Raw genomic sequence first — 26,578 nt, 5'->3', positions numbered from 1 at the left:
AGCAAGATATTCAACGACTTAACTAGCCTTACGCTTGGCAGTCTGGGACTTTTTCCGGGACTTTGCCACCGCTTCCACAGCGCTGGCTACGTCCTCGTCGAGGACGTGCGCGTAACGCAGGGTGCTCTTGATATCCCGATGGTTCAGGGCCTTTTGCACGAGCTTGAGGTTGCCCGTCTCGCGCAGCAGCTTGGTCCCGAAGTCATGCCGGTAGTCGTGGAAGCGGAAGTCCTCCACGCCGGCCTTGGAGCGCATGGCCTGCCAAGCGCTCTTGGCGCCGCTGATCGTGAGCGGATAACGATGGCCGCGCACCCGGCCGAGCCCCTTGTGGCCGTAAACGGCCACGTACGTGAATACGAATTCTGGGTGCAGACCCTGCAGAGGGAACAGGATTTCCCGGATCGTGTCAGTGATCGGGAACACCACGCGGCGACCGCCCTTCCCGATCCGCACGATCTGCTTGGTCCCGAAGTTCACCTCCGACCACCGGAGCGTAATGCACTCCTTCTGGCGCAGCCCGCTGGCCGCCACGAACCCAAAGAACGGCACGTAGTCGTCGCGCATGGCGTCATCCAAGGCAGTAGCCTCGTCGTCCTGCAGCTCACGGACGCGCTCCTCGGGCTCCGGCAGTAACAAGTCGGTCCAGACCGGCTCGTTCTTGAACTCGGCGCCCTCCGCCTTCGCGAACGAAAAGAGCCGCTGCAGCACCTTAGTCGTTGATCGGTTGACGGTGGCGTTGGAGATCAGCGGCAAGGCGTCACGCTGTTCCTTGGTAAGCTTGCCGCGCCGGGATACGCGATGCCCGCGACGCCATGCCACCAGCTTCTTGGCGGCCGTATGATCGATCTCGGTGAGCGGCTTGGCCTTGCCGAAGTAGTCCACCAGCCGCGCTAGGTTCGTCTCTGTGGCGTCTGGAGCGGCATCGTATTGGCCCTGCTCGTTCCAGAGCCGATCGGCAACGTCATCGATCAGCAGCGAAGCCGCCGATCGCTTCATGGCCTTGACCAGCTCTTTGGCCTTCTCGCGCTCTACGGCTTCGAAGCGTTCTGCTTCTTTGCGAGTCTTGCATTCCGTTGAGCCGTAAAACCGATGGCCACGGAGCACAAAGTCGAATTGGTAGTACGGACTTTTCTTGACCTTGAAGACGGACACGGAGCTTCCTCGCGCGCACGGCTAGCCTCGATGAACTCATTCAAATCCGCCTCAGTAAAGCGGTAGCGTGGGCGCTTTCTGCCGCGACCGATGTTAACGTATCGCAAGCGGCCGTCATCGACGAGCGCCCGGACGTGATCGACAGAAGCACCGAGCCGCTTCGCTGCTTCTCTGAGATCGAACAACATCCACGACGCATCCCAAAGCTTAACATCGTCACCTTGCAGCGCGCAACCGGCTGTATGCTCAAGGCCGCGGACAAAAGCAGCGCGATGATGCTCGCAATGTCCGAGCTGCTGCAATCCGCGGAATTCGCGGGTCAAGCGACTGACCAGAGCACAAGCCGTTGTCGTTGGCGCGGCGAGGCTCTTTTCGTTCCTCTACCCGTCGCCACTCCATCGACAGCTCGCTCGAACGAAAAACACGATTAAGCGCAGAACGGAAGTCGGAAAGTCGAGCCGTCGTAGTGGAGCGTAGAAATACTTGCTCCGGCCGGTTGGCGCGCATAGCCGACGTGGCCCAAAGCCACGAGCCGGCCGAAAGGCAAAGGATATCCGCTACGGCTCCTGGGCGTATGATGACCGACCGGTTCCTGCCTGGGCGTTTATCGGATATGGATATCAGCCGTGGAGGACGTTGTACTGGGTCTTCGGCCTAACGCTCCTAGGTGCGGCCGTTCTCCGCTTCACGGGAGAGGGACCTAAGAACTAGATGCCGATCGGTCTGGCTTTCAGCTTCGATATGTTGCTTCCGATTGTCCGTTTGCGCGAGAAACACTACACGGACGTCGACCTGCGGCCGGGTGTGGCTCAGTATTATTTCTACGGTCACAAAATCATGGGCTACGTCCTCGCCTCGTTCGTGATTGCAGCGCTTGCGGCCCTTATGAAATAGACCCTGCGGAAGATCATTGGCTGCCCGTCAACAACAGGGAGCTGGGGTCGGCTGCTCGCGGGTCCCCGCTCCCGGCGGCTTTCCGATCCAGATCGGATGCGCGACGCCTAGAATATCGCGGCGTGAAACCGGCCCGAAATACCGGCTGTCGAACGAATGAGGATGCGGCCCTAGTAGAACGAATTCGCCCTCGATCAGGATCATGCAGCCTTCCTAGGATGGAAGAGGCCGTCCCTTACGATCCGTCACAAGGACGTTTGCCACCATCTTGCCGTTGAAAGAGATGGTGCCTGCCGCTCTGGAGCGGTAGACTTCATCACCGCCGATCGCAGCGATCTCTTTCACCAATGGCATCGAACCCAGAAGGATTCCGCGTGAGGCGATCATCAACTCGATCGTTGGCGGCAGCAACACCAGCGCGATCTCGCTCGCAAGCGAATCCAGTCGAAGCAGAGTGGCGCGCTGTCCGAGACGTTGTAGACGATGAGCGCCTTGCGAACTCGGTTGCGACCGGCGTTGCGGCGAATGCCGCCGCGATCGTCGCCAGCACAATGATTTGCAACCGCGAGCGGGCTGATTTAACCAGCATCGGAGGTCGACCTCCGCCTGCTCGCCTGGGAGTAATCGACGAGATCCTCGATCTGATAGCGGACGTAGCTGCCGTGCTTGCCGTACATCGGCCCCGGTGCCCTGGACCCTCATGTTTTCCAGCGTGTTCTTGGTGAGCCGGAGCTGTCATCGTCCTGCCCGGCGGCCCGGCCGAACGACAGGGATCGAACCTGTGACCGCACCATGTCAAGGTAATCCGGAACACGAATTCTCGCGCAAAATCAAAGCGGAAGAGCCAGTATCCAACTCGGCCCACGTCCCCGCAAGCAATATCACACCAAACGTTCCGACGGGCACTATCCGCAGCTTTTTCCGAGTGCTCCGCATGTCCTTCATAGATCACTCCCTTAGGGAGCTGCCGACCTAGAAGTTGCCGCCATTGGAATTTTGAATTAGCTCGGAAATATCGTCATGGACAGCAATTCGCTCCATCGCCTCCAAAAGTTCGACCCATTCACTCGTCGGTAATGCACCAGAACAATGCCATCGATTAGCCGAAAAGGGTTCTGCCGCCTTTCGCTCAATCCAAAAATCGGAAAGTAGCGTGTTGTTAGCGAGTGTGAAGGGATCGCCTCGCCATTGCAATCGAAGAAGATTCACGTCCTGAGTAAATTCGTATCGGCTCTTCGCCCGTTCACCCAAGAGCGCCTGCAGCCGCTTCCATCCTCGAAATATGTTCTCGAACTCGGGCGCGAATTCGACTGTGACTTGGCTGAGGAACACGTGTTTTGGTGGCCGAATAAATGGCTTGAATCCAAGATCCGCTTGCGCCCAATTCACGATTTCATCCGAGACCAGCTTGGCGTCATCAGTGTTTGAGCAATCGACAGAAAACCCATCACTGTAGGTTTCGAGCCTTTGTATGGCAATCAAGATGTCGCCAATTACCACCGAGCCATCACCAAACTTCGCAACACTGTCGGGTGGCAACGGAAGCGGCGGCTTGATCTGAAACTGGAATCGATCGGCGATCGCAGAGGCCAATATCGCGGGACTTATGCCATGCACTGGTCGAATTTCTTCCCACGAGAAAAGCTTGAGACACCGACCAATGACCGAAGCGATCAACCTCATGCGGCGACTCCCTCTAATGCTGCGCTACCCTTCATTACACGCTCGCCAAGAATTGATGCTCGCTGGAAAGAAACATCTGTGTTAGCTGCGGCCGACGTCGGCGCACTACTTCCTAACCCGCGTCCCTGCAGCGCCGCTGAACTCGCATGAGCATTGGCCGAAGAACTCGATCCTTCTGTCATGCGCTGTCGGAGTTCAAGGAGTCGATTCGCATCGAAACTTCGCTTGCGAAGTGCGCTAGGTGACACATTAGACATGCGAGACAGCCAATCCTCCCACTCCACAAACTGCACGAGTAGCGGCAGATCGAACGCTACTGCAATTTCTAAGCAAGATTGCAGACTGAGCTTTCCGTAATCAGGGTCTTCCAGACGAGAAATAACGCTTTGTGTCTTGTTCGACGCTTTGGCCAAATCCGCCTGGTTCCAGCGCCGCTGCTCTCTCAATGCGCGAATTTGAAAAGCAATATAGGATCGAACCTGATCCATCATGTACTCGTGGCGAAACTCCTCGTCTGATAGCTCTCGAACGAGTTCGTTACTCCAAGGGCAACCAGAACGGGTGACTTCGCTTAGCATCGCCTTCGATTTCCTTTTTTCTGGTTTCGGCTATACTGGCAGCCCCCTTAGGGACAAACCGTCCGCCCTTCTCGATCGCGCAAAGTACGATGGTGAAGACCATCGACGCGCTGAAAAATCCTAAAGGCCGATGCTCGACGCTATCGGCGTTGAAGCGAATCTCTCCAAGTTCGTATCCATGAAGAAGGTCAAAGGGCTCACGCTTCCAACCCGATCTGGGCGTTTGAGCTAGAAATCGTATTCGCGAAAGGAACTTCGCGCGGCATCGTGCCGTCTGGTTATCGTGCCACTTACGAACTTCATCGACACCACGCTCTGAAACATAAGTCCTGATCGTCCAAAGGACCGGCATTTGAATATCGCATTTTTGTGATTCGGCCACAAGCAGCCTGAGGTGGCGCCAATCGCAATTTTGCGATATTGTGAACGAGTCAATAACAACCCGGAATTGCTTAAATATTACGAGCCTAGCGGGGCTTGGCAATAAAGCGCTTGTCTCCAGCTCTGCTCGTTAAGAAGCACGGTGATCCCTGGAGATCCGCGATAGCCCTTGGACAGGGCCTGTCGGGAAAGTAGTGATAGACTGATCGGCCACGGCTGGAATTGGAGCCTCTCATGCCCGGTACGCCGCCCGACCATCCAATGTGCGCTTGCTCAAGGGGAAGTCCCGGCACGCGCCCAGCGCGGTGCCTGCCGAGCCTACATGTGACAAGGAATGCCTCCGCCGCCAACCCATCTGAGCGCCTATGCTCAGAAGGAGTGGCGCGACATTGCACCCGAGCTGCATCGGCTCAACCTGCTGACCGTTCTCGACGTCGGCCAGCTCGTTGCCTTATTACTGCGCCGCTGGGTCCCGGCATTTAACGTCGTTCCGCTATGGTGCGGCCGTTCTCGACGCCACCAGTCTTGTCAGGGCTCAACCGGGATTGCTGGCGTATGAATGGTCCGTGCCAGATGCCGCGCGCGACGGCGACAGAGGGCAGCGCAGGGTTCCTCGAACACACCGAAAAGGCCAATTGCCACATCGAGGCGAACTTCAAAGGCCATTGACGGTCGCGTCTTGATTGGTTGCGGTGTTCGCCCGATCGGTATTGCAGCTGTCGGAGATGGCCGCCTCGCCACTGACCGCGACCGCACTATGCCCTCGTTTCGCGCCGGCCAGGTCGGCAAGGTGCCTGAGCGCCGAGCGGCTGGGCAGGAAGAAATATCCTCCGGCGCGCACCGTAACGAAGTTTTGCATATCGCCGAGCCGAACCGGGCCGGAGACGGTCGGAATGGTGAACGAGCTCTCTTTCGAATGCCAGGCAACGAGCGGATCGGGCTCATTTCTCAATCCGTGGAATGAGGGCGAGCCCACCCACGTCTGCTGCACGAACTCGAACTGCCGATCCAGGTCTGCACACAGGCAGGTAAACAGCAGGCCCTTCTCGACCTTGTCATCCGTCGGTTTCGGTCGGTAGGTGTAGGTTCTTCCACGCCTCAACAACCGATGACGATTTGTGATCGCTTGCTGAGAAGGATCGTCCGGCTGCATGCTGTCGCGGGGATTGGCCCGGCGGATATGTGCACCAAACGGACAACTCAGGCCCTGGGGATCGTCTATCCCGTAGTTGAAATCGTTGTAGGACATTTCCTTGCTCTTCGCGCCGAACGGTCCCTTGCTCGCTTCCGGACGCTCGACCAGCGGTGTCCCGTTCGGCCATCGCCCCATCATTTTCGCCGCGATCCATTCGGCGGTCACGGGGGTGCCCGTGGCCTCGTCTAGGTTCGGGTAGTCATCCTGAACCTGCAGCACCTTTGCATCGAGGAACTTCTTGAATCCCTCGACATCCTGTTCGAGCTGCCGAATCACAAGGAAACTTCCATTGCGGCCAAAATCGCGCGCGGCCGTGTTGGCTCCCTCGAATGACGGGAAACGGCTTGGAATCTCCTGCAGGACGACCGGAAGCCGTTTGCCCGGATCTGATTCCGCACGAACCGAGGCAGTCGGTGGATAATAACCCTGGTTGTTGCGATAGCCGAGGATGAATTCGCCTGGCTCAAGGACATCGCGGGCCGGCGGACGGTTCAAGAACCGCTTCGTTCCGCGGATGACCGGTTGGGAGATGCCGTCGCGGAAACCAAAATGCTCGAACTTGAGCAGATCACGCTTCTTTTGCGCCTCGCTCTTCTCGAATTCGGTAGGGCTGTGACCTGGCACGTCGTGCCCTTTATAATCATCACTGTCGTCGCCCTTCACCACTTCGAGGGCGGCGCTGCCGTCGCGATAGACAATTCGCTCGGTCAAGGGCTCGGTTACGATCGTATGGAGCAGGACACGGCTCCGGTCGCCCAGCGAATCGAGATGGCAATCCAGTATGTCGTCACACTGCTTACGATCCTTGCCGTAGATGAGCAGGATGGCGTCGGCCGCCTTTCCCGCCCCGCCATCGCCCGCCCCTTGACCATCAATCTCGGCGTCCCGCCAATGCCATCGTAGCGATGGCGACACTTCGTCGTCGCCGAGGCCGCGCCCGCGGTTGGCCATACCCATGTTGAACGCGGCCGAAAACGTCGCCAATCCGTCCTGCTTGTCCGGTCCGCTCAGGCCAAGCTTTGCAAGGCCTTGCGCGGTGAAAGCGACGAATGCGGCGCTACGGGTTTTCTCCACATTGGCCGGGAACATGTGATCGCCAAACGTGATTGCGCACGAAGCGGGTGCGTCGTCGATCAGTTCCGGCACGAGACTCTCGAGCCAGTCGGCGCGAGCATTTCGACCGTCCTCGTCGTCGTCAGGCAGCCTTATCAACGCATAGTTCACGCAGTACAGGTGCCGCTGGGCGCTGAAGACCAGCGATTGGACCTCGTTGCTCTCGATCGAATAGTCCGGTCGAGGGATCGAGCCAAAGCAGTCTAGCCATGCACGCGCCTTCTCTTCGGTCATGGCGCGTGCGAGCCCGTCACGGATCAGCGCGTTGTTGCGAATCTGGTCGGTCGTCAGTTTGGGAAACCGGCTGTACCAGAACGGCGCCAGCACCTGCTGGCGCCGCACCCAACGCTTGAAGCGGTCGCCGTCCTGCGCGCCACCGTAGATCAGGAACTTCGTGCGAGGGAATCCGACCCCGTTGCTCCAGGCCGCGGTCTGCCCCTGATGAGCCTTCATGATGAAATCTTCAAGATAGCTTTCCCAGCTACCGTCATAGTTCGCCTGGAAGATCAATTTCTCCTGGCCCGGCAGGCGGAACCATTTTGCATAGTGGATGGTGCCCATGTTCAGCACGAAGCCCGGACGGAACCAATGCAGCACCATCTGCTTGATGACCCAAAGTGACAGCGCCAGGGTCAGTCGCCTGAACCAACCGCGTTTCAGCTCGGTGACCGCCATGAAATGGTTGTGCGCGAACCCTGGTGGGTCTTCGACGCGCGCGACCTTGCGAACCGCCTGCAACGGCGGATCCTTGTCGTCGGGAACGTCATGGAGGTCGTGATAGTGGAGCAGCGCGACGAAGCCGGCCGCGACGATGCCGACCAGCAGGGCCGTGCCGGCGATGCCGCCGGTCGTCGCGAGCAACAATCGGCCGGGAAGGCCAAGCCAGGTCGGGCCGACTGCCCGGGATATTGCGACCGACAGCAGCAAATCGACCACGGCAAGGACAACGGCAAAGCAGAAGAACGTCGGCGACCGAATGAACGCGAAAACCGCATCGCCCTTGGTGCGTGGTGTCCAGTCCGAGATCTTCAACCGGTTGCGGCTCGGTACGATCAGATAATCGGCAAACTCCGCCTCGCGTCCCCCCCATCCCTCCGGATTGCGGAAGTTGGTGGCGCGTTCGCTCATGTCCGCCGGGCGCCGAACGAAATCGCGGACATAAGTCAACGCCTGCATTGCGAGGCTTCCGTAACGGGCGTGAAACGCCATCGACGAATCGAGCGCCGCCCTTGCGAAGGCCGCGAGCTTGTCCTGCATGTCGATGTCGGCCACCGAAAATTCGGACGTGCCCGCGAAGTTGAGTCCGATCGTTCCCCATGGACGGGTTTGCAGGTCGCGCTTGTAACGATTGAGCACCGTTTCCAGCGGCACTTTTCCGAGCGGCGTGTTCTCGAAGATCGCCGTCAGGCTTCCGCCGGCGGCAATGTCAGCCGCGGCAACGGAAGCAATGGCGGCTTCCAGCGATCCGTCGACGTTCATCTCGAGCAGCAGCATCGGACACGGTGACGCCGCATCGCCGGCTTCGATCAGTGCGAGCGATGCGAAATGAACGATGTTGGTCTCATCCAGTTGCTTGCGCAAATTGCCCTCAGCGGGGTTGCCGAGCGTGCCGATTTTCGCCTCGATGGCTTCTCGATATGCGCCGTCTGCAAGCGGCGCGCAGATCGTCACCATCGTCTGCGTGCCGGGCGCCAGGGCCGGAGCAAAATCCATGTCCAGCCAGCGCGGAAATGGCCCAACCCATTTGATGCCGCCCCACCAGCCCCAGTTAGTCTTGCGGCGCCGCAGATTATCCTGCGACAGCAAGACCATGAACAACTCGGTGATTTGCTCGATAGCAAGATACTTGCCCAGGCACTCGTGAATGCCGGTGCCAAACAGGAGATCCGACGATGGCGCCGGGCGATCCGGGTTGAACCAGCCGGGAGATTTGATCTCACGGCCGTCGCGCAGCGCCGACATCGTCGAGACGACCACGGTCGCGCCCGCGGGGACCGAACGGCGAAACACTCCCTTGCCGACCTTGGACTTCTCCTTCGCATATCGCCACTGCCCCGGCGCGAGAGCCGGATTCAGGCGTGCAGCTTCGAGCAAGATGGCCCGCAACGCGTGCCGTTCCGGATGCTTCAGTTTGCCGATCCTCTGCTCGTCCTGTTCATCGGCCTTGCGGGCCGCACGCGCTCTTTGCATGGCGTCCTGCATCGCGAAGGGCCGGCGCAGCAATTCCTGCAGGATCTTGCCCGCAGCCAGGGTATTGGTCGGAATGAATCCGGTTATCAGGCCGACCAGGACGGCGCAGATTTTCTCGTCGGTGACGGCGGCCGGGTCCTTCCGCTGCAGCAGGATCAGCCTGCCAAGGATGGTATCGGAGGTATCGGCCGACGCACTCTTTGCTTTGATGTCGGCAATGGAATTGGCGATTACGAGGCGGATGCGCGCCGCGCCATTGAGCGCCAGACGCCGCGTAGCCCGGTCGCCGGTCGGGTCGGCGAACAGCAACGCCGAAATCGACATCGCCCATTCGGCAAACGCGTCGGGATCCTCGACCTTCAATCCGAAATATTCGATGCAGGTCTCAGTGGCGATCCGCGTAATGTAATCCTTCATCACGTCGATCCGTCCGGCGGACGAACGGATCAGCGCCTTGGCAAACCGGTTGCTGAGCCGGGCGACCAGTTCGGCATCCTCCCTGCGGACGGCGACACGCAGCACCTCGTCCTTCGTATCTAGGACGCTTTTGATGATCTCTCGCTGTTTGGCGTGAGGCTCTCCTTCGAGGCCAAGAACGAAGTTCTCGCCACCGGCGAGCTTCGTCATCTCCGGCCCAAACGGCACTTCGAACATTTCCGGCTGCGTCAGTACCTTGCGGACGTCTTCAGCGCGCGTGACGATGACGAAGGAGCCGATCCTGGCGACAGGCCAGAACGTGCGGAGCAGAAACAGTGCAGGCGGAAGCATGGCACCGATCAGCCAGACCTTGAAGCGGTGACGCCAGCTGTCTGCGCCGATCTCATCGAGATTGAAGGGCGGAAAGCGAAGGCCATCCTCCTGCGGATCTTCAGCTTGGGCCTGCTCGATGGCAGCGTAATATTTGGACTTCAACATCGGCCCCCCGACGACTTTTCAAGTACGAATGAACGAATATGATGCGCATCATGCGTTTGCGCCCTGGTCGTCGTTCGTCAGCCAGCCAACCGGGCTGTCCGGAACGCGCTTCAGGCCTTCCAGAAAATGATCGTTCCAGCGGCGGTCGACGAACGGCAGCCAGTCAATGTAGCGACGGGAAAAGTTCGGCTTCACGCGCAACAACTCTCTCAATGCGTCGCGCGCGGCGTCCAGTTCGCCTGCTCTCGACATCGCATTGATCCGGATCATGTGCGCATACCAATAGGCCGGACGGCGGGCGATGGCGTGGTGCGCATGCTCGATCGCGTCGCTCCAGCGGTCGAGCAGCGTGAAGGAAAGCGCAAGCTCGGCAAGCGTGTAGAAATCGTGAAGGTCGTTGGAGTTCAGGCGCAACGCGGCGTGAAGGTGCGGCAGCGCCTGCTCCGGCTCGGCCGAAAGGTTGAAGCTTCCCCCCAGATGTGCGCGCGCGAGCGCAAGGCTGGGGTTCAGCGCGATCGCGCGCTGCAGCAGCTCTCGCGCGGCGATCGGATGCCGCAGCCACATTTCGGCGATCCCGGCAAGCATGTAACCCCGGCCGTCGTCACGATCGGCATAGATTGCCTCCTGCGCGAGCTTTCTCATTTGCAGGATGCGCTCTTCGGCCTGGCGTTCGGCCCAAATCGCCCAGCCCATTGCGAATGTCGACTGGATCAGGGCTTCCGAGGAATGCGGGTCGAGCTCGCGGGCCTCGGCAAACAGCTTCTGCGCCATTTCCGAGTCGGCGCGCGTCAGCCGGTTCAGATGCCAGCGCCCGCGCCAGATCAGCTCGCTGACCGAAAGGCTATCGTGCCGCTTGCTTCGCGTGCGGACCTGTTCGGCATGATCGATGCGGGTCTCCAGATGCGCAACCAGCTCGGTCACGAATTGCGCGAACGCATCCATCGAGGTGAGCGACTTAAGTTCAAAGCGCTGGGTCCACACCGTATGCCCGCTGGACGCATCGACCAGGCTGGCGGCGATCAGATACGCATCGCGGTCGCGGCGGACGCGACCTTCCAGAAGGTACCGGGCACCGAGACTCTTGCTGATGAGCTTGCGATCGGCGTCATCCGGAAATGAAAAGCTGGAATTGCGCGCAATCACCGGCAGCCAGCGGATGCGGGACAGGCGGTCGATCAGCTCTTCGCTTATGCCCTCCGCCAGATAGTCATATTGCGCGTCGCCGGTCATGTTGAGAAACGGCATCACGGCAAGCGCCGAACTGCCCTCGAACCCGATCGGCAGCTGCGAGGTGTCGACGATATGGGCAGGCAGCGGCGCGGCCGCGGTCGGACCGTCCATGCGGGGATTGGCCGCAGGGAGCGTTTCGCGCCGGTCGCGCGCCGCTCGCGCGAGCGCGTTTCTCTGTTCCCGCAGCCATTCCTCGAAGCTGTCCTCGCCGGCGATATCGAGGCCTTCGAGGAATTCGCTGGCGAGAGCCTTCTCCGGCTCGTGCCAGACGTCGACGTCGATCAGGTCGAGGCGGAGCCTGACCCGGTCGCGCTCGCAGATCAGAATCTCGCTGGAATCGCGGTTGAGGAGCTTTCGCAGGTTCGATAGCTCGCGCCTCAGGCTGCCACGGCCTTCGGTGTGCTGGCGTTTGCCCCAAAGCTTGTCCTGCAGCCAGCCGCGCGTGCGCTCGCCGTCCCTGGTCATGGCGAGCATTGCCACCACCGCAACCCCCTTCTTGCTGGGGATTTCTATGCGCTCACCTTCCGGTCTCAAAAGCCGGAAGGGTCCCAAAAGGCCCAGCGAAAACCTCTTAGCCGCCGACATCATTGCCGAATTCGTCCTCACGCCCAAGGCGAGGATAGCATTTTTCACACCTCCATCACGTTTTTTTCACGAGGCAGGAACCCTTTGCTCGCGATTTGCGAACGGATGAGGGGAACAGTCGGGTCCAACTGAAGCGATCCGGAGCCCGAGGGTCTGGGTCGATACAACAGGGGAGCATGAGATGCGTTTACTTTCGCGATTTCTTCCGCGCTTATTGTCAACTTCCATCCTTGGCCTGATCATTTCCAGCCCTACGCACGCAGCCTATCCCATCATCGATGGGGTTGCCGGGTTGCCGTATCCCGAGCTCATTACCGTCTACCCTGATGACTCCGATCCAAATCTCTACTACTTCGTTCCGACCAGTCTGTCATTCGTCTATGAGAAGAAGGCGGATGGCACGCTCCGGCCGCGACTGGGCGTCCAGTATTGGGGCATCACCGGTCCGGACATCGATGGCGCAGGAGGCAATTTCGCATTCTCGGTTCAGCCGACGATCGATAAGGCCAAGGTCGATGCCGTCGTCACGGAATTGAAGAAGGTCAAGCCGAACGCAAAATTTGCCTATCCGGCGCTCGTCTCCAGCAAGATGGAGCTGATCATCAATGGGCAGTTGGTCGCCGACCATCAAGACAAGTCCTCGCCGACGTCTACGACGGGTGGGACGGTCGATGCCACGCAGGGATTTGCAATCGGTCTGTCGCGGCTGGGAGCCCGCGTATTCGCGCAAGGCGCCGCGGCGGACAGCGATGTCTTTGCGGCAAGGTACACCTACAAATTCACGGGCATCGCCAAGCGTCTGCATGCCAAGATCACCATCTACGACAGGCGGGTCTACGATCACTTCAAGGCATCCTCCAGCGGTTCATGGTGGGGCGGCTTCGTCAAGGCGGCCTGGGCGGCCGACTGGCAGAAGCTGACGACCGATGGCTCAATCAAGCTCGAATACCTGGAAGGCGGCGACACCGACACCGACAATTACATGCTCGAGGTCTTCAAGACGATCGTCAATGCGCGCGTGGGTCAGGAGGGCATGTTCAAGCCGGAACTGAAGGCGGGCGGCGTGCCGAATGCAGAAGCGCAAACGCTCGGTTTTGGATTCTCCGCCAGCGCCGGGTGGGAACACTTGGAGGAAACGCACAACTTCGCGTTCGAAATCAATAAGGCGAAGCTCGAGGACAGGGAATTCAACATCGGGCTCTCGTTCAACGCCGTCTGCGCCAAGTACCCCGACAGCTTCGCCGACATCACCAAGCCACCGGGCAAATGCGTCGACAAGAACAACTTCGGGACGACCGTCAAGGAAATCGCATCCTGCATCAAGAACAAGCTGGCGTTCTTCAAGGGTCTGCTGGATCAGGGGCTGATCAATCAGGCGACTTACGACGCCAAATCGGCAAAGGTTCTCGACGAGCCCTGTTACAAGGACGATGTCGGTCCGAACGCCGTGCAGGATATCGCGGCCGCATTTGCCCCGGTCCTCCAGGGGCTCAACGACGGTCAACTTTCCAGGGCCGACGCGGACCTGATTATTTCCCGGTGGATGGACCGGCCAAGCGCAATCGCGACGCCCGAGATTCGCGATTCGATCAAGGGGCTGACCAATGTCATCATCAACGGTCGTTCGTAAACTGGCTTTGGTTCTGGTGCTTGCGGGAGCGGCCGCCGCCAGCGGCCGCTCCGCCAGGTCGGCCATTCTCGTCAAGATCGATGGCCTGCCATATGCCGAAACCTACGACACGTTTCTGGTTGCGACTGACGTGGCGGGGCTGGCCAATCCGCGGCTTGGCATTGTCCCGAAGGTCCTGGAGTTTGAGCGGGACGCGGTGTCGGGACGACCGAAGTTCGGAGTGCAGTATGATCTGTCCGTCGGCAACACGTCTCCCTTCGTATCGCTGACGGCCTCGCTGCGCTATCGCCAGGACCAAACGGAAATCCGATCGGTCCTGACCGCGGCCGAAACGAAACTCGGCATGGGCAGCGGGACCCTGCAGCCGGCTTCACTCAATGCGTTCACCACCAAGATCTCGTTCTTCGTCAAGCTTGCTGACGGCTCCCTGAAGACCCAGGACCTCTCGCCGTCTCCGAGCGCGCTAAATGCGACCTATCCTGTTGTCGTCGACCTTTCATTTCTCGCGAAGCCGCAATTGAAGGACTTGCTCGCCGGTGCGGCTCCCGCAGGTGGCTTCGTCGGCGAGATCGAGGCCGCGACGCCGGCTTTCGAGCGCAAGAACGATGGCGGCGACTGGGAAAATGTAATCGGCTGGGCAGTCGCGTCCAAGGTGCTATCGATTCGAGACCTGACGTTTCCCGGCAACGACCTGGCGAAATCTCGCGTCGACATCAGGTTGGCCATTGCATTGGCTCTTGGCGCGCCTTCGATCGTTTCCACCGGCTCCAGCTATGTATTCGGCTGGGACACGACGCTTCCGGCTCACAAGGCAAAGCTGCAGAAGCTGGTTGACGATGCGAAATCCAGCGGAGCTTTGACCAAGATAGCCGACAAATATCGAAACGGCAGCGTCATGCCGCTCACGGACCTCTGTTCATCCTTCGGAGGTCAGATTGTTGACATCTCTACCGGTTCGCCGGGCTGTTCAGGATTGGCACCATGAAAATCAAGGCAACATTCCTTCTGGCATTGCTGGGTCAAGCGACGTCGGGCGCCGTGCTCGCAGCCGAGCCGCCTGCCGCCATGATGGATTTCGACCGGCAAATGTCGTTCAGCCGTCCGATGTTCGTGTCGGTATTCCGCGGCTACAACGACGATCACACCTATTACGTGTTGCCGAATTCGGTCACGCTCAAGGAGGCTAATGGAGGAGTTCCAGAGCTTTCCCTGGTCTATGAAAGTATCAAGCAGAGACGGAACGCGTTGCTGTCCGTCAAGGGGACCGTGGCCTATGGCCGGGATTATGCCGAGGCGCTCGACGAAATAAAGAGCATGGATCCCCAGGCCCGGTTTGCAATGCCGCAACCCTATTCATTCCAGTTCAGATTGATGACTCCATCCAGCGACGGCCAAGGCGCCGTCATCGAAGGAAGCAAGATCGGTTCGGCCGGTCAGTTTGAATTGATCGCCCGCGTTTCCGACATCACGTCCCGGATATTGCTCCTTCCCAACTCGTACAAATTCGAGTTCATGTCTGTTGTCTACGCGCCCACCTATCGAGGCATCGTCAGGGACGACGATGGCACGGTAAAGATCCGTGACAGGAGCTTTGAGGTCGGCGTCGTCAGCAACGGCGGTTGCGCCTTCAATCCCGACACCTATGTCGGATGGCCAAGCAACCGCTCCGGCTGCATGTTTCCGAAATATGATCCCGTCCTGGTGCGCGGACTGCAGAAGAACTTGCACCGCCTCGGACTCTACAAGTCCGGGATCGACGGCATTTATGGCCCGGCGACGGGCCAAGCCATTCGAAGCTTCCAGAAGTCGAAGACCCTCCCGGAGGACGGAATCCCAAGCGCGCAATTGCTGGCACTGTTGTCGGAAGCTGCCGCCTGATCTGAGGCAGCGCAGAAGTGGGGAAGTCATGGCCAATGGTGGAACGAGCAGAACCGAAGGTTGGCGGGCGCATGCCTTCCGGACGGCAGGGCTGGGTTTTCTCATTGTGCAGTTGGCCCTGATTCCCGGGTCTAGAAGCGCGGCGGCACAGCCAACAGTCAGCAACTATGCGGACCTTCCCGAACTGCCGGGGCCGTTCTCGGAGCTGGAGGACATGCCGCCGTCCTTGAAACAAGCTCCGATAATGAAGACGCCGACGGGTGACCTTGTTGTCCTTCCAACCACGCTGAGGTTGTACCCGGATGAAAGCGGGCTCCATCTCGAATACAACTTGCTGTCGGCTGCGGGCGCAATGCCGGGGCCGCCGGCTCGGCTCGAGCTTTTCGTTCAGACAACCGTCGATCACCTTGCCTCGATTCTCGCTGACGTCGCGAAGGCGTATCCACTGGCGAAAGTGGGCCGGCCGAAGCTAACGCGACCGATCACGGCGGAATTGGGCGTTGCCGGCCCATTCAGCAATGGTCACAGGGAATCGATTTTGGCGCTGGGACTGGATTTCTCCGTCAGCGACATTGCATTTGTGACGTTCGAGCCCACTCAGCTTTTCATGCGGTTGCCATTCAACGACGGCCCCGATCTGCTTTTCGTCAGGGTTGCCTACGAAATTCCCTACGGGAACGGGGGCAAGCAATATGCGATTGCGACGTCTTTCTCACCCAACTGTCGCACGTCACCGGGGTCATTTCTCGATTTGATGTACGCCAGATATGGCTGTCCGGATGCTGAATCGTGGAAGTTTGCTTCCCCCAACTCGCTGTTGAACGAACTCGTGGCCGACTGTGTCGCGAAAGCTGACGTTCCGTCCTCGATGCCGGAAGCAGTTCTCAGCCGCTTGAAGGAATGGCGGAGAAAGAATTGCGTCATAACCCTGTTCTCGGGTCGCCGCCCGGGCTAGTCGCCCGCGTGCTGGGGGTTGATTGGTCCCCCCGCCCCTGACACGAAGCGTAGCTGTTGCTTACCGAAGTATCTCTGATTGGCCTCCATCATCAACACAAACATTCCAGGAGTTGAAGATGCTCTGTAAGATGCGAAGCGAAGTCGTCACTCCGATCTCGGCGAACCTCCTGGTTGCCGGCGTTCTGGCGATCTCATCGGGCCATGCTGTTGCCGCAGACCATAATTTCATTGTCGAAGCCTTCCCCGATGCGGTTCAGGCCTCGATCGAAATCCACCAAAAGCAGATTGCTGCAGCCGCCCAGGGGGTGACGTCGCTGCCGAATTATCTGATTGTCCCCACACTAAATCGATGGCAGCCCGCCAGCACCGTCAAGGTTGCGTTCAGCGGAGGCGACAACGACCTCAGGTCCAGGATCGAGCGCACCGCAAACGAATGGACCAAGCCGGGCGTTGCGAACATCAAGTTCCAGTTTCGCCAGCCAAATGGATCGTTCCTGGAATGGTCTGAGAAGGATCAGCACTACAGCGCCGATATTCGTGTCGCATTCAACTCGGGCGACAGAGGCGGATACTGGTCTCATGTCGGGCGAAACAGCGTCAATGGCGATCTCGTCGGTGGTCGTCCGAACGAGGGCTCCCTCAACCTGGATTCCTTCGACAAGGCCCTGCCAGGCGATTGGCAGGCAGTCGTGATCCACGAATTCGGGCATGCGCTCGGATTTCAGCATGAGCATCAGAATCCGGTTGGCGGATGCGATTTCCGCTTCGAAGACGATGCCGGTTATATCCCGACCAAGAATGCGGAAGGCTGGTACGTCGTCGACGTAAACGGCCGGCGACCCGGCCTGTACACCTATCTCGGCGGCTACAAGAACTACTGGCCCAGGACGAAGGTCGACGCCAATCTGCGTGCCATTCCGGTCTCGTCCGCATACCTGGTGGGGCAGTTCGACAAGTTTTCGATAATGAAGTACGTCTTCAGCGCATTCATGTTCGTGAGCGGCGAAAATAGTCCTTGTTACACGAGCTCTGAAAACCTGACCCTGAGCGACCAGGATAAGGATGGCGCCAGACAAGCCTACCCGTCCGCGCCCGCAGCTGTTGCCAGCGCTGTCTCGCAGAAGAAGACGTTGTTGAACGAGATCCTTGCGAGCCCGCAAATCTCTGCGCCCTTCCAGGCCAACGTGCGCTCTCAACTCGACCTGCTGAAATAGAGAAATAGAGGAGATAGCGCGTCGGTCGGGGAACACCCGAAGCCGGTGCGAGCGTACGTTTGGCGGCGGCTTGAGGCCATCGTTGCAGCGTGGCTTCCCAGAGCGCAAACGTCCGCTCGACATTTGCAATTCAAGGGAGAGAAGCCGCCCGCCCTTCCCCTACCCTGACCTTGCCCCCAAGTTTTATCCAGGTCTGAGTTCGTTCGGGCGGTGGTTTTGAAGTGCTCCCGAAAACTAGGCCAGTCGAGACTGGAATTTTCCGGGTAGCGGCGGGAGCTGGCGCGGAGCCTTCGACACAGCGCAGCGCCAGATCCCGCCGCGGATTGCAGGCGGTGGCGAACTCGGATGGCGTCTTCCATCCGAGCTGGGAGTGCGGCCGAGCGTCGTTATAGTCGGCCAGGCAGCATCGCGACGCGGGCCTGTGCGAGCGGGTCTCGTTCAGCAGTTCATCCCGCAGGCGGCCGTTGAAGCTCTCAATGAAGGCGTTCCGCATAGGCTTCTCCAGTGCGATGCCAGGCGATGCGGCTCTGATCGGCCCATGTCAGGATGGCATTGCTGGTGAGTTCGCTCCCGTTGTCATTCACCATCATCCCGGGCTTGCCGCGCTCGGCGACCAGCCGATCCAGCTCCCGAGCGACCCGGGCGCCCAAGAGTGAGGTGTCGGCCACCAGCGCCAGCCATTCGCGGGTGCAGTCATCGACCACGATCAGGATGCGGAGGCGCCGGCCATCGGTCGTCTGATCCGACACAAAGTCGAGCGATCAGCGATCATTCGCGAGCAGCGGCACCGTCATTGCGCTCATGTGCCGAGGGCCCGCTTGCGGCCACCTCTGCGGCGCTCCGTGAGCCGTTCCTCCCGGTACAGCCGGAACAGCTTCTTGTGATTGACCAGGTAGCCCTCCCGCTTGAGCAGCACGTGCAGGCGACGATAGCCGAAGCGGTGGCGCTCAAGGGCGATCGCCCTCATGCGCTGCCGCAGTCCAGCATCCTCGGCCCGCCCCGTCTGATATCTGACCGTCATGCGACAACAGCCGATGGCTTTACACGCCCGCCGTTCGGTCCTCCCGTGAACGCCCGCGAGATGCGCGACAGCTTTCCGCTTGGCCGCGGGCGTTACCACTTCTTTCCCAGGAGATCCTTCAGGGCGGCATTGTCCAGCATGGCGTCCGCCAGCAGCCGCTTGAGCCGCGTGTTCTCGTCCTCCAGCGTCTTCAGACGCTTGGCCTCCGAGACGTCCATTCCGCCGAACTTGGCCTTCCACTTGTAGATGCTGCCGTCGCTCACGCCATGCTTGCGGCACAGATCGGCGACCGGACGGCCTGCCTCTCCTTGCAAATCCCGATGATCTGTTCTTCCGTAAAGCGGCTGCGCTTCATGCTCTGGTCCTCGTTGGGGCCAGAACGAACTTCAAACTGGATTGTGCCCGAGGGGCAAGGTCACACCGACCCGCCACTTCTGGTCTACCCCAATCAACGGACATATTCCGATACTGTCCAGATTGAAAACGAGCCGCGCGCGGGCGCGCGTATTTCGAAAGCGCGACCGAGACGCTCCTACAGCGGTCACCTATCGATGGTCTGACTCACCTGCCCCAGCATCTTCGAGCCGCGCGAGCACAGCGTATACGGCCCCTAGCAATATCGCCGATTGACGAAACCTGCGCGAGAGCGCCAGCTTGGAAGGGTTTCGGCAGTTGAATACTTTCAAGGCGCATTCGGACAAGAGGTACCTCAAAGCGCTATTGAACCGTAATAGCTTTTCCGGCTTGTCCGAATCAGTGCAGGCTCCAGAACGCCCCGTTGAGCCCATCCATGGCTGGAGACCTGTCAGGTTACCCAGAACACAATCCGCCTTATCGAGGAGCAGCGGGCCGCCTAAAGTGATGGCCGCGCAGTTTATGGTTCGCATCGGTGCGCATTCATTGCGAGTTGAGCTTGCCGTATAGTGCATCAAAGAATTCGTAGCGATCGCGGTGCAGCTCCCCACGCATGCCGATCTCCTTGCCGAGTTCCATCACCTGCCCGCCGCCGTTCGGCTTGTAAGCGCTCCATTGCGGCAGACCAAGTCCGTTGGGGTCGCCGGTCTTCGCAAAGTTCGCCCAATAGGACGACATGGCATCGGCGAGATGCCGGTCGTCCGTTTCCCACGGCCAGTCGCGCACGCCGAGCGTGTTGAAGACATAGTAGAGCTCTGCGCTGTGGTAGACGCCGGGCGCGGTGAGCGGGCCGATCGACGACAGCGGCGCGCCGGGCGGGCGGCGGATGAAATAATAACGGTAGACAGCGGGCCTGCCAGTGGCCGCGGCCCGCTCCGCCCAGGCCCAGCCGCCATATCCGATGATCTCGTCGCCGAACAGCGCCGCAAAGGCCGCCTTGTGCTCATCGGGCGTCGATCCCGGCGGGTAGAGTTTTAGAACCTGCTCAGCTTGGTCCTTGAACTGGGCGCGGACGCGATCGGCATAGGAGGGGGCGCCCGCCGAAAAGCTGACGCGCGCGGTGAACAACGTCCCCTCATCGGCATTCCAGCTGACCAGGAGCGGCACGTCGTTCTGCCGGCCCTTGGAGAAAGCCTGCGCCGGATGCTCGGTCACCACATGACCGTCGACGACACCGAAGCCGTAGGTGATCGGCTCCTTCAAAATGGCCTCCAACAGCTCGGCGGCCGGCCGTGCGCGCAACTCCGCAAGCGAAGGCTCTCCAAGCGAGGCGACGAAATCGGCACCGTCGCGCTCGCCGGCCGCAAGCGGCTTCGGCCCGAAGGCCTTGATCGGCGTCAGCGCACCGCCGCTCTCGCCGATCGCGCGCGCGAACAGGCCTTTCGCTAGCGGCGAGGTCATCAGCGCGCTGATATCGAGCGAGCCGGCCGATTCGCCGAACATGGTCACGCGGCTCGGATCGCCGCCGAAGACCGAAATATTGTTCTGCACCCATTTCAGCGCCGCGATCTGGTCCAAGGGCCCGGTAATTGCCCGACGCATGCGTGTCGGATTCCTTTGTCAGCTCAGGGGTGGCCAGAAAGCCGAAGATGTCGAGCCGGTAGTTGATCGTCACGACCACCACGCCCTTGCTGGCCAAGCGCGCGCCGTCATACTCGGGCTGGGAGCCCGCGCCGTTGAGATTGCTACCGCCTTGGATCCACACCATCACGGCCAGCTTCTCGGCTGCTGATGTCGGGTTGAATGGATCGATGTCGCCGAGCCGGTTGTTCTGCATGCAGCGCGCGCCCCACCCGGTGGCAGTTGGCAGGTAGATTTCGCTGAACGGAAGAAGCGCGCGATGCCTACGACGGAAGCGCCCCTTCAACTTTTCACGAACGCGCGGCCAGACTACACTAAAGCGCAATTACGATCAGCCACCGGCATTTCATCTGCTTCACTGAATCGGTTTTCGCATTGGGATGTGTTGGGCAAATTACCGGCAATGGGAGGTCGATCACGTAAGGCCGCTGTCGTCGGCGCGAACGCTGAGCGAGCTGATTGCTCTGTGCCACTTCACGAATCTTCAACCGCTGTGGCGCAGTGAGAATCTAAGGAAGGGCGGGGCGTAGTGCCCCGTCCTAAAACACGCGTACGCACCTGTCTTTTCGACGTTTGGCGCGCATCCCCTGATTGACAGCAACGCCTTTTACTCGATGATGCCGTCCAAGGACTTGGAATGGGAGGCGGTCAAATGGTTGCCAAACTGGCACGTGTCGCATTGCGGGCGGCGCTCCTCGTAGTCGTATTGGCCGCCATGAGCAGGGTTTCTTTTGCTCAATCCCCTCAATGTATGCCGGGCGGAAGCTGTTGTATCAACGGCACTTGCGGCACGCTAGAACAATTCAAGCGGAACGCGACAATCGTCTGCCTGCAAGCGGATGCAATCGAGAACAAATCTCTTCCGCAAAGCATCGAGTGGGCCGGCCGGTGCACGGCGGCGCAAATGATGGCGGAACGAGTTGAAGAGACGCAACTGGCCAACGCCAAAGAACATCGGCAGGCGCTCGAAGCACAGCGTAGGCTTCGCGAAATGGGCGCACCGATGCCGCCAGAAGACCCTATGGTGATCGCGAAAGACGAGATGGTCGCGGCGATCACTGAATGTAGGAATAAGAGAATTGAAGGCACGTTGAAGACCTTTGTTGCGTCGGCCGAGTGTGCCAATCCTCGCATCATCGAAGCGTTTAGCAAAGCCAAGTACCGCTACATGGACCTCATCGCGGCATTCAATGCGAAGCGCCTTCAAATATCCGAGCGCGTTGACAGAGAGGAACTCGCCGAAGCCGACGCACAAACTGAAAGTCAAAGGCTCTTCGCCAGTATCGTCGAGGCCGAGCGGCAACGCGACGCCATGCGGAAGTGACTGCGCGAGTGAACCACCGTTACCGCTTGCAAACACCATCATAAAGCGTTTCGCCGAGCGTGTCTGGCACGACGGCCGCCCAGCCGCTTCTGCCCTCATAGCTTCCTGTCAAATTGCCTATCCCATCGTAGCTTGCCGACGAAATCGTACGTATCCGCCGCGCGCCGCAGTTTAGTTCGAATTGCTGCACCGAATACGGGCTGTTCTCGTCGCGAGCCTGCTTCACCCAAATGTTTACGGCTTCGCCGCGCTCGTCATTGAACGTCTTCATGTCGATGTAGAGGCGCGCATTTTTCAGTGGGCCGATCTCGCGCCAGCGGTCTATCGCATCGGTAGCGTCGTTATATCCGCGCGCAGCACGCCGGAAGTCGAGTTTGGCGGCGTGCCAATTACCCGCTTTGAGGTTGGCGTCCGAACGCTTGAGAAAAAGGTCGCCGATCACGAAGTTTGGGAAGCCAAAGGAACCATTTCCAGTCAGAAACTTTCCTGCAAAATCTTCATACTTCCAATCCGGGTAGAAGGTCTGCTGTAACTTTCGCGCGACTGCATCGTCCGTGGCTGTCCTATATTCAGGGTAAAGTGCTCGGAATTGACGGATGTTGGCAAGCAGCACTTGCCCTCCTAGTTCAAGGGAAAGTGCAGCTGTTAAATCTCTGACGGACAGGTCCCATTGTCGCGTTTTGATATAAGCATCCGCGCGCGCCTGATAGCTTTCTGAGTGCTGTAGCTGACGCTCCCCCTTCTTGATCACTTCACTGAGATCCAAAATCGCAGCGAAAGTGTCGCCGATCTCGATTTTGGCCAGAGCGCGATCATTGAGGCTAACGAGATCTTTCGGATCGGCCACAAGTGCTCTGTCGTAGTCGGCAATCGCCTGTCGCCACTTCTTCAAGTGAGAATACATCAATGCGCGCTCTTTAAGTGCCCAGATGTTCTCGTTGTCGAATGCCAGAATTTGATCAAGCAAGTTGATCATCGTGTTATTCAGTTGATCGTGTTGAGGATCGTAAATACTCATCATTTGAAAAAAGAATGTTTTGAGAAATACCTCGGCCTTGAAGAGATGCGGCAACGCGGAGGCTGGATTTATCTTGGCGGCCGTATCGAAGTCATCAAACGTGCGGCTGAGTAAAGCTTTCTTCGTGGTCTCATTTTGTTCAAAAAATACGAAGAAGCCGTGATAGAGTCCTCGGAACAAATATGGTCGATAATCGCGGGCGAAGCGTTGCACCAGCTCGTCCAAATCTGTTTCGGTCCAGACGCAGACCGGGCCAGTTTTCTCCGGCTTTACGCCGCCGCTGTTCGAAAATTCTAAAGCCTTGCTGAGATCGGAACGAGTAGCTTGTTCTAGGTCGTTGATCGCGGCGACGTAGTCGCCGTTCAGATATTCGATTTTAGCTCGCGTTGCGAGCAGTGACCCAAACGGCGTTTTTCCGGCTCGAGAACCGCTGACGGATTTGAGGGCGCGGCCCACGTCTGCCGAGATCGCGGCACGATCATTACCGGCATCACAGAGCGCGAAAGCCCGCATAACGTAGCCATCTGAAAAATCGGGATACTGTGCAAGAATCTGATTGAGTGCTGGCAACAGTGTTGATGGCTTGCTGTTGTCGGAGGCTTTCAGCGCGTCGCCAAGCATTCGCTCCGGCGCAGTCAATTCGATTTTTTTGATCGGAAGCGGCTCGACCCGCATCTCTTCCGGTTCCAACACACCGGGTATCAAGACCGGGCTTTGCTGAGCCGTGGCAGTCGGGTTCGTCAAAGCAGAAGTCGCGGCGAAGACGAGCGCTTCCAAACTAGGTATCCAGAATCGACGCATCTAACCGCGCCCCCGTCCCGAAAAGGCGCAACCTAGACGGTCCGCTAAATGTCAGCAAGCGGTTTCCGCCTTTTCGCAATCGCTTCCGCAACCTTGCGCTCCGTTCAAATAAGAAGCCGTCGGCGGATTGGGGGGATAGTTAGTTCAGTTTGAGCTTCGCTCGTAGCTCTCCCAGATTTTGCTCTACACGTTGATTGAGAGCTTCTTCGTTAATTCCAAGCTTCTCGCGCACCGGTTTGGTCGCTATTCGTACATCTATGTCAAGCTGCTCAAGCGTATCGGCGTCCTTTGATAGTTCAGCGATCATTTCGTCGCGACCGATCTTGGTCATGAATTTTTCGGCGATCGAAGGCCAATAGTGATGCGCCAGGAAATTGCGCCGCAACGTTGCGTCCATAATCCGCTTGCGCAACTCCTCGTCGAATATCGGGTGCTTGGATACCCCCATGTTGAGGGTCCCCATTGTCTTCTTTGCCTGTTTTCGCATAAAGGCGTCCAACTCAGTAGCGAATGCCTTCGGATCGAAGCTCTTTCCATTGTCTTTAATAATCTTTTCGCGCGCCGGTGTAAGAAACTCTACCTGCAAAAGCGTCTGGATCATGCTCAACTCCACGACGTTCGCCATATACATGGCACGTCCGAACCGAGCGAATACTTCAACGATTTGTGGATCATCCTCTTTGTCGATCATTTCGCGCGCTCGCAGCTTTGGAACCTTGAGATGCAGAACACACCTACGCTTCGTCAAAAATTCTCGGCAAATTTTTTCGCGCGGGCATCCTATAGAATTTGGCGCTCGATTGTCCCCCGTGGCCCTCGCTTGATTCGCGTCGCGGCCACAGCTCGGTCACAACGGTCACACCAATTGCGTCTACTTGGACTTGACGTTTGGGAGGGCTTCCCCCTAACCTAAGGTCGTTGATCGCCTGTGTTTTCAGGTACTTTGGAGGCTAAGCACCAAAGAAAAGCCACCCACTGACCGGTTGAGTTGCCCTCCGAAGGCAGATGTCAAGCTGTTTTGCGGGGGCGTGAGAGTAAAAAGAGAGTTGAATTTCAGATACTTAAGAACTCGGCGCGGATCGCTTCACAGCCACGAAGTTTCCGCGTAAGCACTGCGTAAGCAGACAGGCACCCGTAGCTCAGCTGGATAGAGCGTCGCCCTCCGAAGGCGAAGGCCACACGTTCGAATCGTGTCGGGTGCGCCACCCACTGGATAGCTCTCTCGGAAGCCGAGATGAGCTAGCAGCACATCCCCGAGCCACTTGTTAAGATCGCGTTCAGCGCGAAAAGGCGCCATCGCTCGGTTGCGTTTGGTCGTTAGAAGCCAATTCATCTGCGTGAGTTGCGAACCTCGGTCCTGACGCCGTCGATCGAGGCAAGTGGGGGCAAGATTCGGGGTTGGTTAGGCCTTGGGGCTCTTGAGCCTCACGCCCTCGCCCTTCTGGTCGGCAACGAGAAATTCTATGCCGGCTTTGACCAAAGCGTCCTGAACCGCTTGCACCGTACTTATCCGAGAATCCACAACACCGCCTTCTAGCCTGGCAACGGCGTTCAGCGACACGATCGCCTTGTCCGCGAGTTGCTGCTGGGACCAGCCAAGCAACGCTCTAGCAGCCCGAATTTGTCGAGAGGTGATCATGAGATCACCATCGACACCCCTAGTAAAAGCGCCACTATAAGGTTATAAATACACCTCTTAAGGGTATTATATGCCCGTAACGGGATGAAATCTCATGTGGATAGTCAAGAGATCCCCGAACTGTGCCTTCCGCGCATTTTCCGGGTGCAGATCGTCCGTTGGGGATGCCTGAGCAATGAAGACCCCCTCGTCTCAACCGTCTTACAAGTCTCAGACCGAAGTCGGTTCTCACCCTGGCCGCTGCGATGGCGACAATCCTAGCAACGGTTCTAGACGCTCAACTTCAGACCTCGCCAACATACGGTTCAAGGCGACTGACGACGATTTCGGCTTGATCGTGTTGGGCAGGCAGCTCGAAGAGGCTCTTGCCAAGATACGAGCCTTGGACGATCCGGCATCACCAGACCATCTTGAACGAATTGAAACCTTGCTCGCTGGCCTCGCGCCGATAGAGCAGGCCATTATTGCCACACCGGCACGAACTATAGCCGGTCTGGGCGTAAAAGCTCGTCATGCAGCCTACGTCAATTCCGAACACTGGGATGCGCCAGTTGACGAGATCGATTGGGATGCTCGGGCTGTTCGTTCCTTGATTGAAGCAGTGTGCGACGTGGCCTCCATACCATTGATCTTGGGGTCGAACTCCAAGGAAGAGAAATAGTCGCTCCGTACAGTTCTTGCTGCCGTTCAACTTTCGATGAAAGGATCGAAGGGAATGAGCATCGTGTCGATCATGGCCGCGATCCTCCAAGAGGAGTTGCGAGAACATGGTATCCACGGACTATCACAACGCGACCGTGAAACCATCGTCCACAGCATGATCCAACGCACCGCCGAACTCGAAACAAACATCAAGCAGCGTCATTTGGGAGCACGCCTCGATGATCAAAATTGAGGGACTGTTGGTGTGTTGCGGACGGCTTATGAGCCTGGAGGAGCGGAGGGATCGCCGACCGAAGGCCGCTGGCGCTCCACAAACCTAAGAATAGGGGCGTTGCGAAAAGGCCGGCGGAGGTTTGCCTCCACCGCTGTGTACCACTTTTTCGGTAGTCGGGAAGGTTCGAGTCGAGCACGTCCAGGGCGGCTTGGGACGCTTCAAGTAAGCGTGGTGTTGGAGCCTTAGGAAGCGCATTGGACGAACGAGCGGTGGAATGGGCTTCGACGGCGGTTGACACTCTCTGGTAG

General features: G+C 58.8%; 22 protein-coding genes, 1 tRNA gene and 2 pseudogenes. 11 read left to right on the top strand and 14 right to left on the bottom strand.

Annotated features, from left to right (window positions below; all coding sequences use genetic code 11):
- Positions 1-18: 18 nt before the first annotated feature.
- Both ACQR1E_RS00260 and ACQR1E_RS00255 read right to left on the bottom strand, forming a co-directional pair.
- Positions 19-1,104 carry a tyrosine-type recombinase/integrase gene (locus ACQR1E_RS00260; RefSeq protein ID WP_434885918.1) on the bottom strand — a complete coding sequence of 362 codons (1,086 nt, stop codon included), beginning with the start codon at positions 1,102-1,104 and terminating at the stop codon, positions 19-21.
- Positions 1,029-1,340, bottom strand: coding sequence for a helix-turn-helix domain-containing protein (locus tag ACQR1E_RS00255; RefSeq protein ID WP_434885919.1), 312 nt, complete (start codon positions 1,338-1,340; stop codon positions 1,029-1,031). The genes ACQR1E_RS00260 and ACQR1E_RS00255 overlap by 76 nt, the downstream gene beginning before the upstream one ends.
- Between ACQR1E_RS00255 and ACQR1E_RS00250 the strand changes: the two genes are divergently transcribed.
- Together ACQR1E_RS00250 and ACQR1E_RS00245 are read left to right on the top strand one after the other, a co-directional pair.
- On the top strand, positions 1,287-1,583 hold the full coding sequence (locus ACQR1E_RS00250) for a hypothetical protein (protein WP_434885920.1): 297 nt from the start codon (positions 1,287-1,289) through the stop codon (positions 1,581-1,583). The genes ACQR1E_RS00255 and ACQR1E_RS00250 overlap by 54 nt on opposite strands.
- A gap of 280 nt (positions 1,584-1,863) precedes the next feature.
- Positions 1,864-2,046: a hypothetical protein gene (locus ACQR1E_RS00245; RefSeq protein ID WP_434885891.1), complete on the top strand. Its 183-nt coding sequence runs from the start codon at positions 1,864-1,866 to the stop codon at positions 2,044-2,046.
- 27 nt (positions 2,047-2,073) lie between these two features.
- On the opposite strand, the gene ACQR1E_RS00240 is transcribed toward ACQR1E_RS00245, so the two are convergent.
- The 6 genes from ACQR1E_RS00240 to ACQR1E_RS00215 form a co-directional block, all read right to left on the bottom strand.
- Entirely contained in the window at positions 2,074-2,250 is a 177-nt protein-coding gene (locus tag ACQR1E_RS00240; RefSeq protein ID WP_434885892.1) for a S26 family signal peptidase, read from the bottom strand.
- A gap of 9 nt (positions 2,251-2,259) precedes the next feature.
- Positions 2,260-2,460, bottom strand: a complete 201-nt coding sequence (locus tag ACQR1E_RS00235; protein WP_434885893.1) for a hypothetical protein — start codon at positions 2,458-2,460, stop codon at positions 2,260-2,262.
- Positions 2,461-3,018: 558 nt separating this feature from the next.
- On the bottom strand, positions 3,019-3,729 hold the full coding sequence (locus ACQR1E_RS00230; RefSeq protein WP_434885894.1) for a hypothetical protein: 711 nt from the start codon (positions 3,727-3,729) through the stop codon (positions 3,019-3,021).
- Positions 3,726-4,307: a helix-turn-helix transcriptional regulator gene (locus ACQR1E_RS00225; protein ID WP_434896525.1), complete on the bottom strand. Its 582-nt coding sequence runs from the start codon at positions 4,305-4,307 to the stop codon at positions 3,726-3,728. Before ACQR1E_RS00225 ends, ACQR1E_RS00230 begins: the two co-directional genes overlap by 4 nt.
- Before the next feature lie 1,036 nt (positions 4,308-5,343).
- Positions 5,344-10,101 (bottom strand): cytochrome P450, encoded by a 4,758-nt coding sequence (locus tag ACQR1E_RS00220; RefSeq protein WP_434896524.1) that lies wholly within the window; start codon positions 10,099-10,101, stop codon positions 5,344-5,346.
- A gap of 48 nt (positions 10,102-10,149) precedes the next feature.
- Positions 10,150-11,919, bottom strand: coding sequence for a hypothetical protein (locus tag ACQR1E_RS00215; protein ID WP_434885897.1), 1,770 nt, complete (start codon positions 11,917-11,919; stop codon positions 10,150-10,152).
- A gap of 178 nt (positions 11,920-12,097) precedes the next feature.
- On the opposite strand from ACQR1E_RS00215, the gene ACQR1E_RS00210 reads away from it, so the two are divergent.
- From ACQR1E_RS00210 to ACQR1E_RS00190, 5 genes are all read left to right on the top strand, one after another.
- On the top strand, positions 12,098-13,546 hold the full coding sequence (locus ACQR1E_RS00210; protein WP_434885898.1) for a hypothetical protein: 1,449 nt from the start codon (positions 12,098-12,100) through the stop codon (positions 13,544-13,546).
- Entirely contained in the window at positions 13,521-14,531 is a 1,011-nt protein-coding gene (locus ACQR1E_RS00205) for a hypothetical protein (RefSeq protein WP_434885899.1), read from the top strand. Before ACQR1E_RS00210 ends, ACQR1E_RS00205 begins: the two co-directional genes overlap by 26 nt.
- Positions 14,528-15,424 carry a peptidoglycan-binding domain-containing protein gene (locus tag ACQR1E_RS00200; RefSeq protein WP_434885900.1) on the top strand — a complete coding sequence of 299 codons (897 nt, stop codon included), beginning with the start codon at positions 14,528-14,530 and terminating at the stop codon, positions 15,422-15,424. The genes ACQR1E_RS00205 and ACQR1E_RS00200 overlap by 4 nt, the downstream gene beginning before the upstream one ends.
- Positions 15,425-15,452: 28 nt before the next feature.
- Entirely contained in the window at positions 15,453-16,379 is a 927-nt protein-coding gene (locus ACQR1E_RS00195; protein WP_434885901.1) for a hypothetical protein, read from the top strand.
- Between the two features lie 118 nt (positions 16,380-16,497).
- Positions 16,498-17,595, top strand: a complete 1,098-nt coding sequence (locus tag ACQR1E_RS00190) for a hypothetical protein (RefSeq protein ID WP_434885902.1) — start codon at positions 16,498-16,500, stop codon at positions 17,593-17,595.
- Between the two features lie 183 nt (positions 17,596-17,778).
- Here the strand turns inward: ACQR1E_RS00190 and ACQR1E_RS00185 are convergent.
- The 3 genes and pseudogenes from ACQR1E_RS00185 to ACQR1E_RS00175 form a co-directional block, all read right to left on the bottom strand.
- Positions 17,779-18,971 (bottom strand): annotated as a pseudogene (locus ACQR1E_RS00185) (IS3 family transposase).
- A gap of 542 nt (positions 18,972-19,513) precedes the next feature.
- On the bottom strand, positions 19,514-20,572 hold the full coding sequence (locus ACQR1E_RS00180) for a carboxylesterase family protein (protein ID WP_434885903.1): 1,059 nt from the start codon (positions 20,570-20,572) through the stop codon (positions 19,514-19,516).
- Between the two features lie 43 nt (positions 20,573-20,615).
- Positions 20,616-20,738, bottom strand: a pseudogene (locus tag ACQR1E_RS00175) (carboxylesterase family protein); the annotation flags it as partial.
- A 525-nt stretch (positions 20,739-21,263) separates the two neighbouring features.
- On the opposite strand from ACQR1E_RS00175, the gene ACQR1E_RS00170 reads away from it, so the two are divergent.
- The gene (locus ACQR1E_RS00170) at positions 21,264-21,935 is read left to right on the top strand and encodes a hypothetical protein (protein WP_434885904.1); all 672 of its coding nucleotides are present in this window, start codon (positions 21,264-21,266) and stop codon (positions 21,933-21,935) included.
- A 19-nt stretch (positions 21,936-21,954) separates the two neighbouring features.
- Here the strand turns inward: ACQR1E_RS00170 and ACQR1E_RS00165 are convergent, their stop codons facing one another.
- Together ACQR1E_RS00165 and ACQR1E_RS00160 are read right to left on the bottom strand one after the other, a co-directional pair.
- Positions 21,955-23,730: a tetratricopeptide repeat protein gene (locus ACQR1E_RS00165; protein ID WP_434885905.1), complete on the bottom strand. Its 1,776-nt coding sequence runs from the start codon at positions 23,728-23,730 to the stop codon at positions 21,955-21,957.
- Between the two features lie 163 nt (positions 23,731-23,893).
- A complete protein-coding gene (locus ACQR1E_RS00160; protein ID WP_434885906.1) occupies positions 23,894-24,445 on the bottom strand; it encodes a hypothetical protein in 552 nt (183 codons plus the stop codon).
- 437 nt (positions 24,446-24,882) lie between these two features.
- Here ACQR1E_RS00160 and ACQR1E_RS00155 point away from each other — a divergent pair.
- A tRNA-Arg gene (locus ACQR1E_RS00155) sits at positions 24,883-24,959 on the top strand.
- 197 nt (positions 24,960-25,156) lie between these two features.
- Here the strand turns inward: ACQR1E_RS00155 and ACQR1E_RS00150 are convergent.
- Complete coding sequence (locus ACQR1E_RS00150) at positions 25,157-25,393, bottom strand: helix-turn-helix domain-containing protein (protein ID WP_315774315.1); 237 nt, start codon at positions 25,391-25,393, stop codon at positions 25,157-25,159.
- A 175-nt stretch (positions 25,394-25,568) separates the two neighbouring features.
- On the opposite strand from ACQR1E_RS00150, the gene ACQR1E_RS00145 reads away from it, so the two are divergent.
- Positions 25,569-26,054, top strand: a complete 486-nt coding sequence (locus tag ACQR1E_RS00145; RefSeq protein ID WP_434896523.1) for a hypothetical protein — start codon at positions 25,569-25,571, stop codon at positions 26,052-26,054.
- Between the two features lie 54 nt (positions 26,055-26,108).
- A complete protein-coding gene (locus ACQR1E_RS00140) occupies positions 26,109-26,288 on the top strand; it encodes a hypothetical protein (RefSeq protein WP_434896522.1) in 180 nt (59 codons plus the stop codon).
- Positions 26,289-26,578: the final 290 nt, after the last annotated feature.

Origin of the sequence: Bradyrhizobium sp. HKCCYLRH1030, assembly GCF_051168395.1 — a bacterium.
Lineage (GTDB): Bacteria > Pseudomonadota > Alphaproteobacteria > Rhizobiales > Xanthobacteraceae > Bradyrhizobium.
Note: the sequence above shows the minus strand (reverse complement) of the source record. Positions and strands in the feature narration are given on the sequence as shown.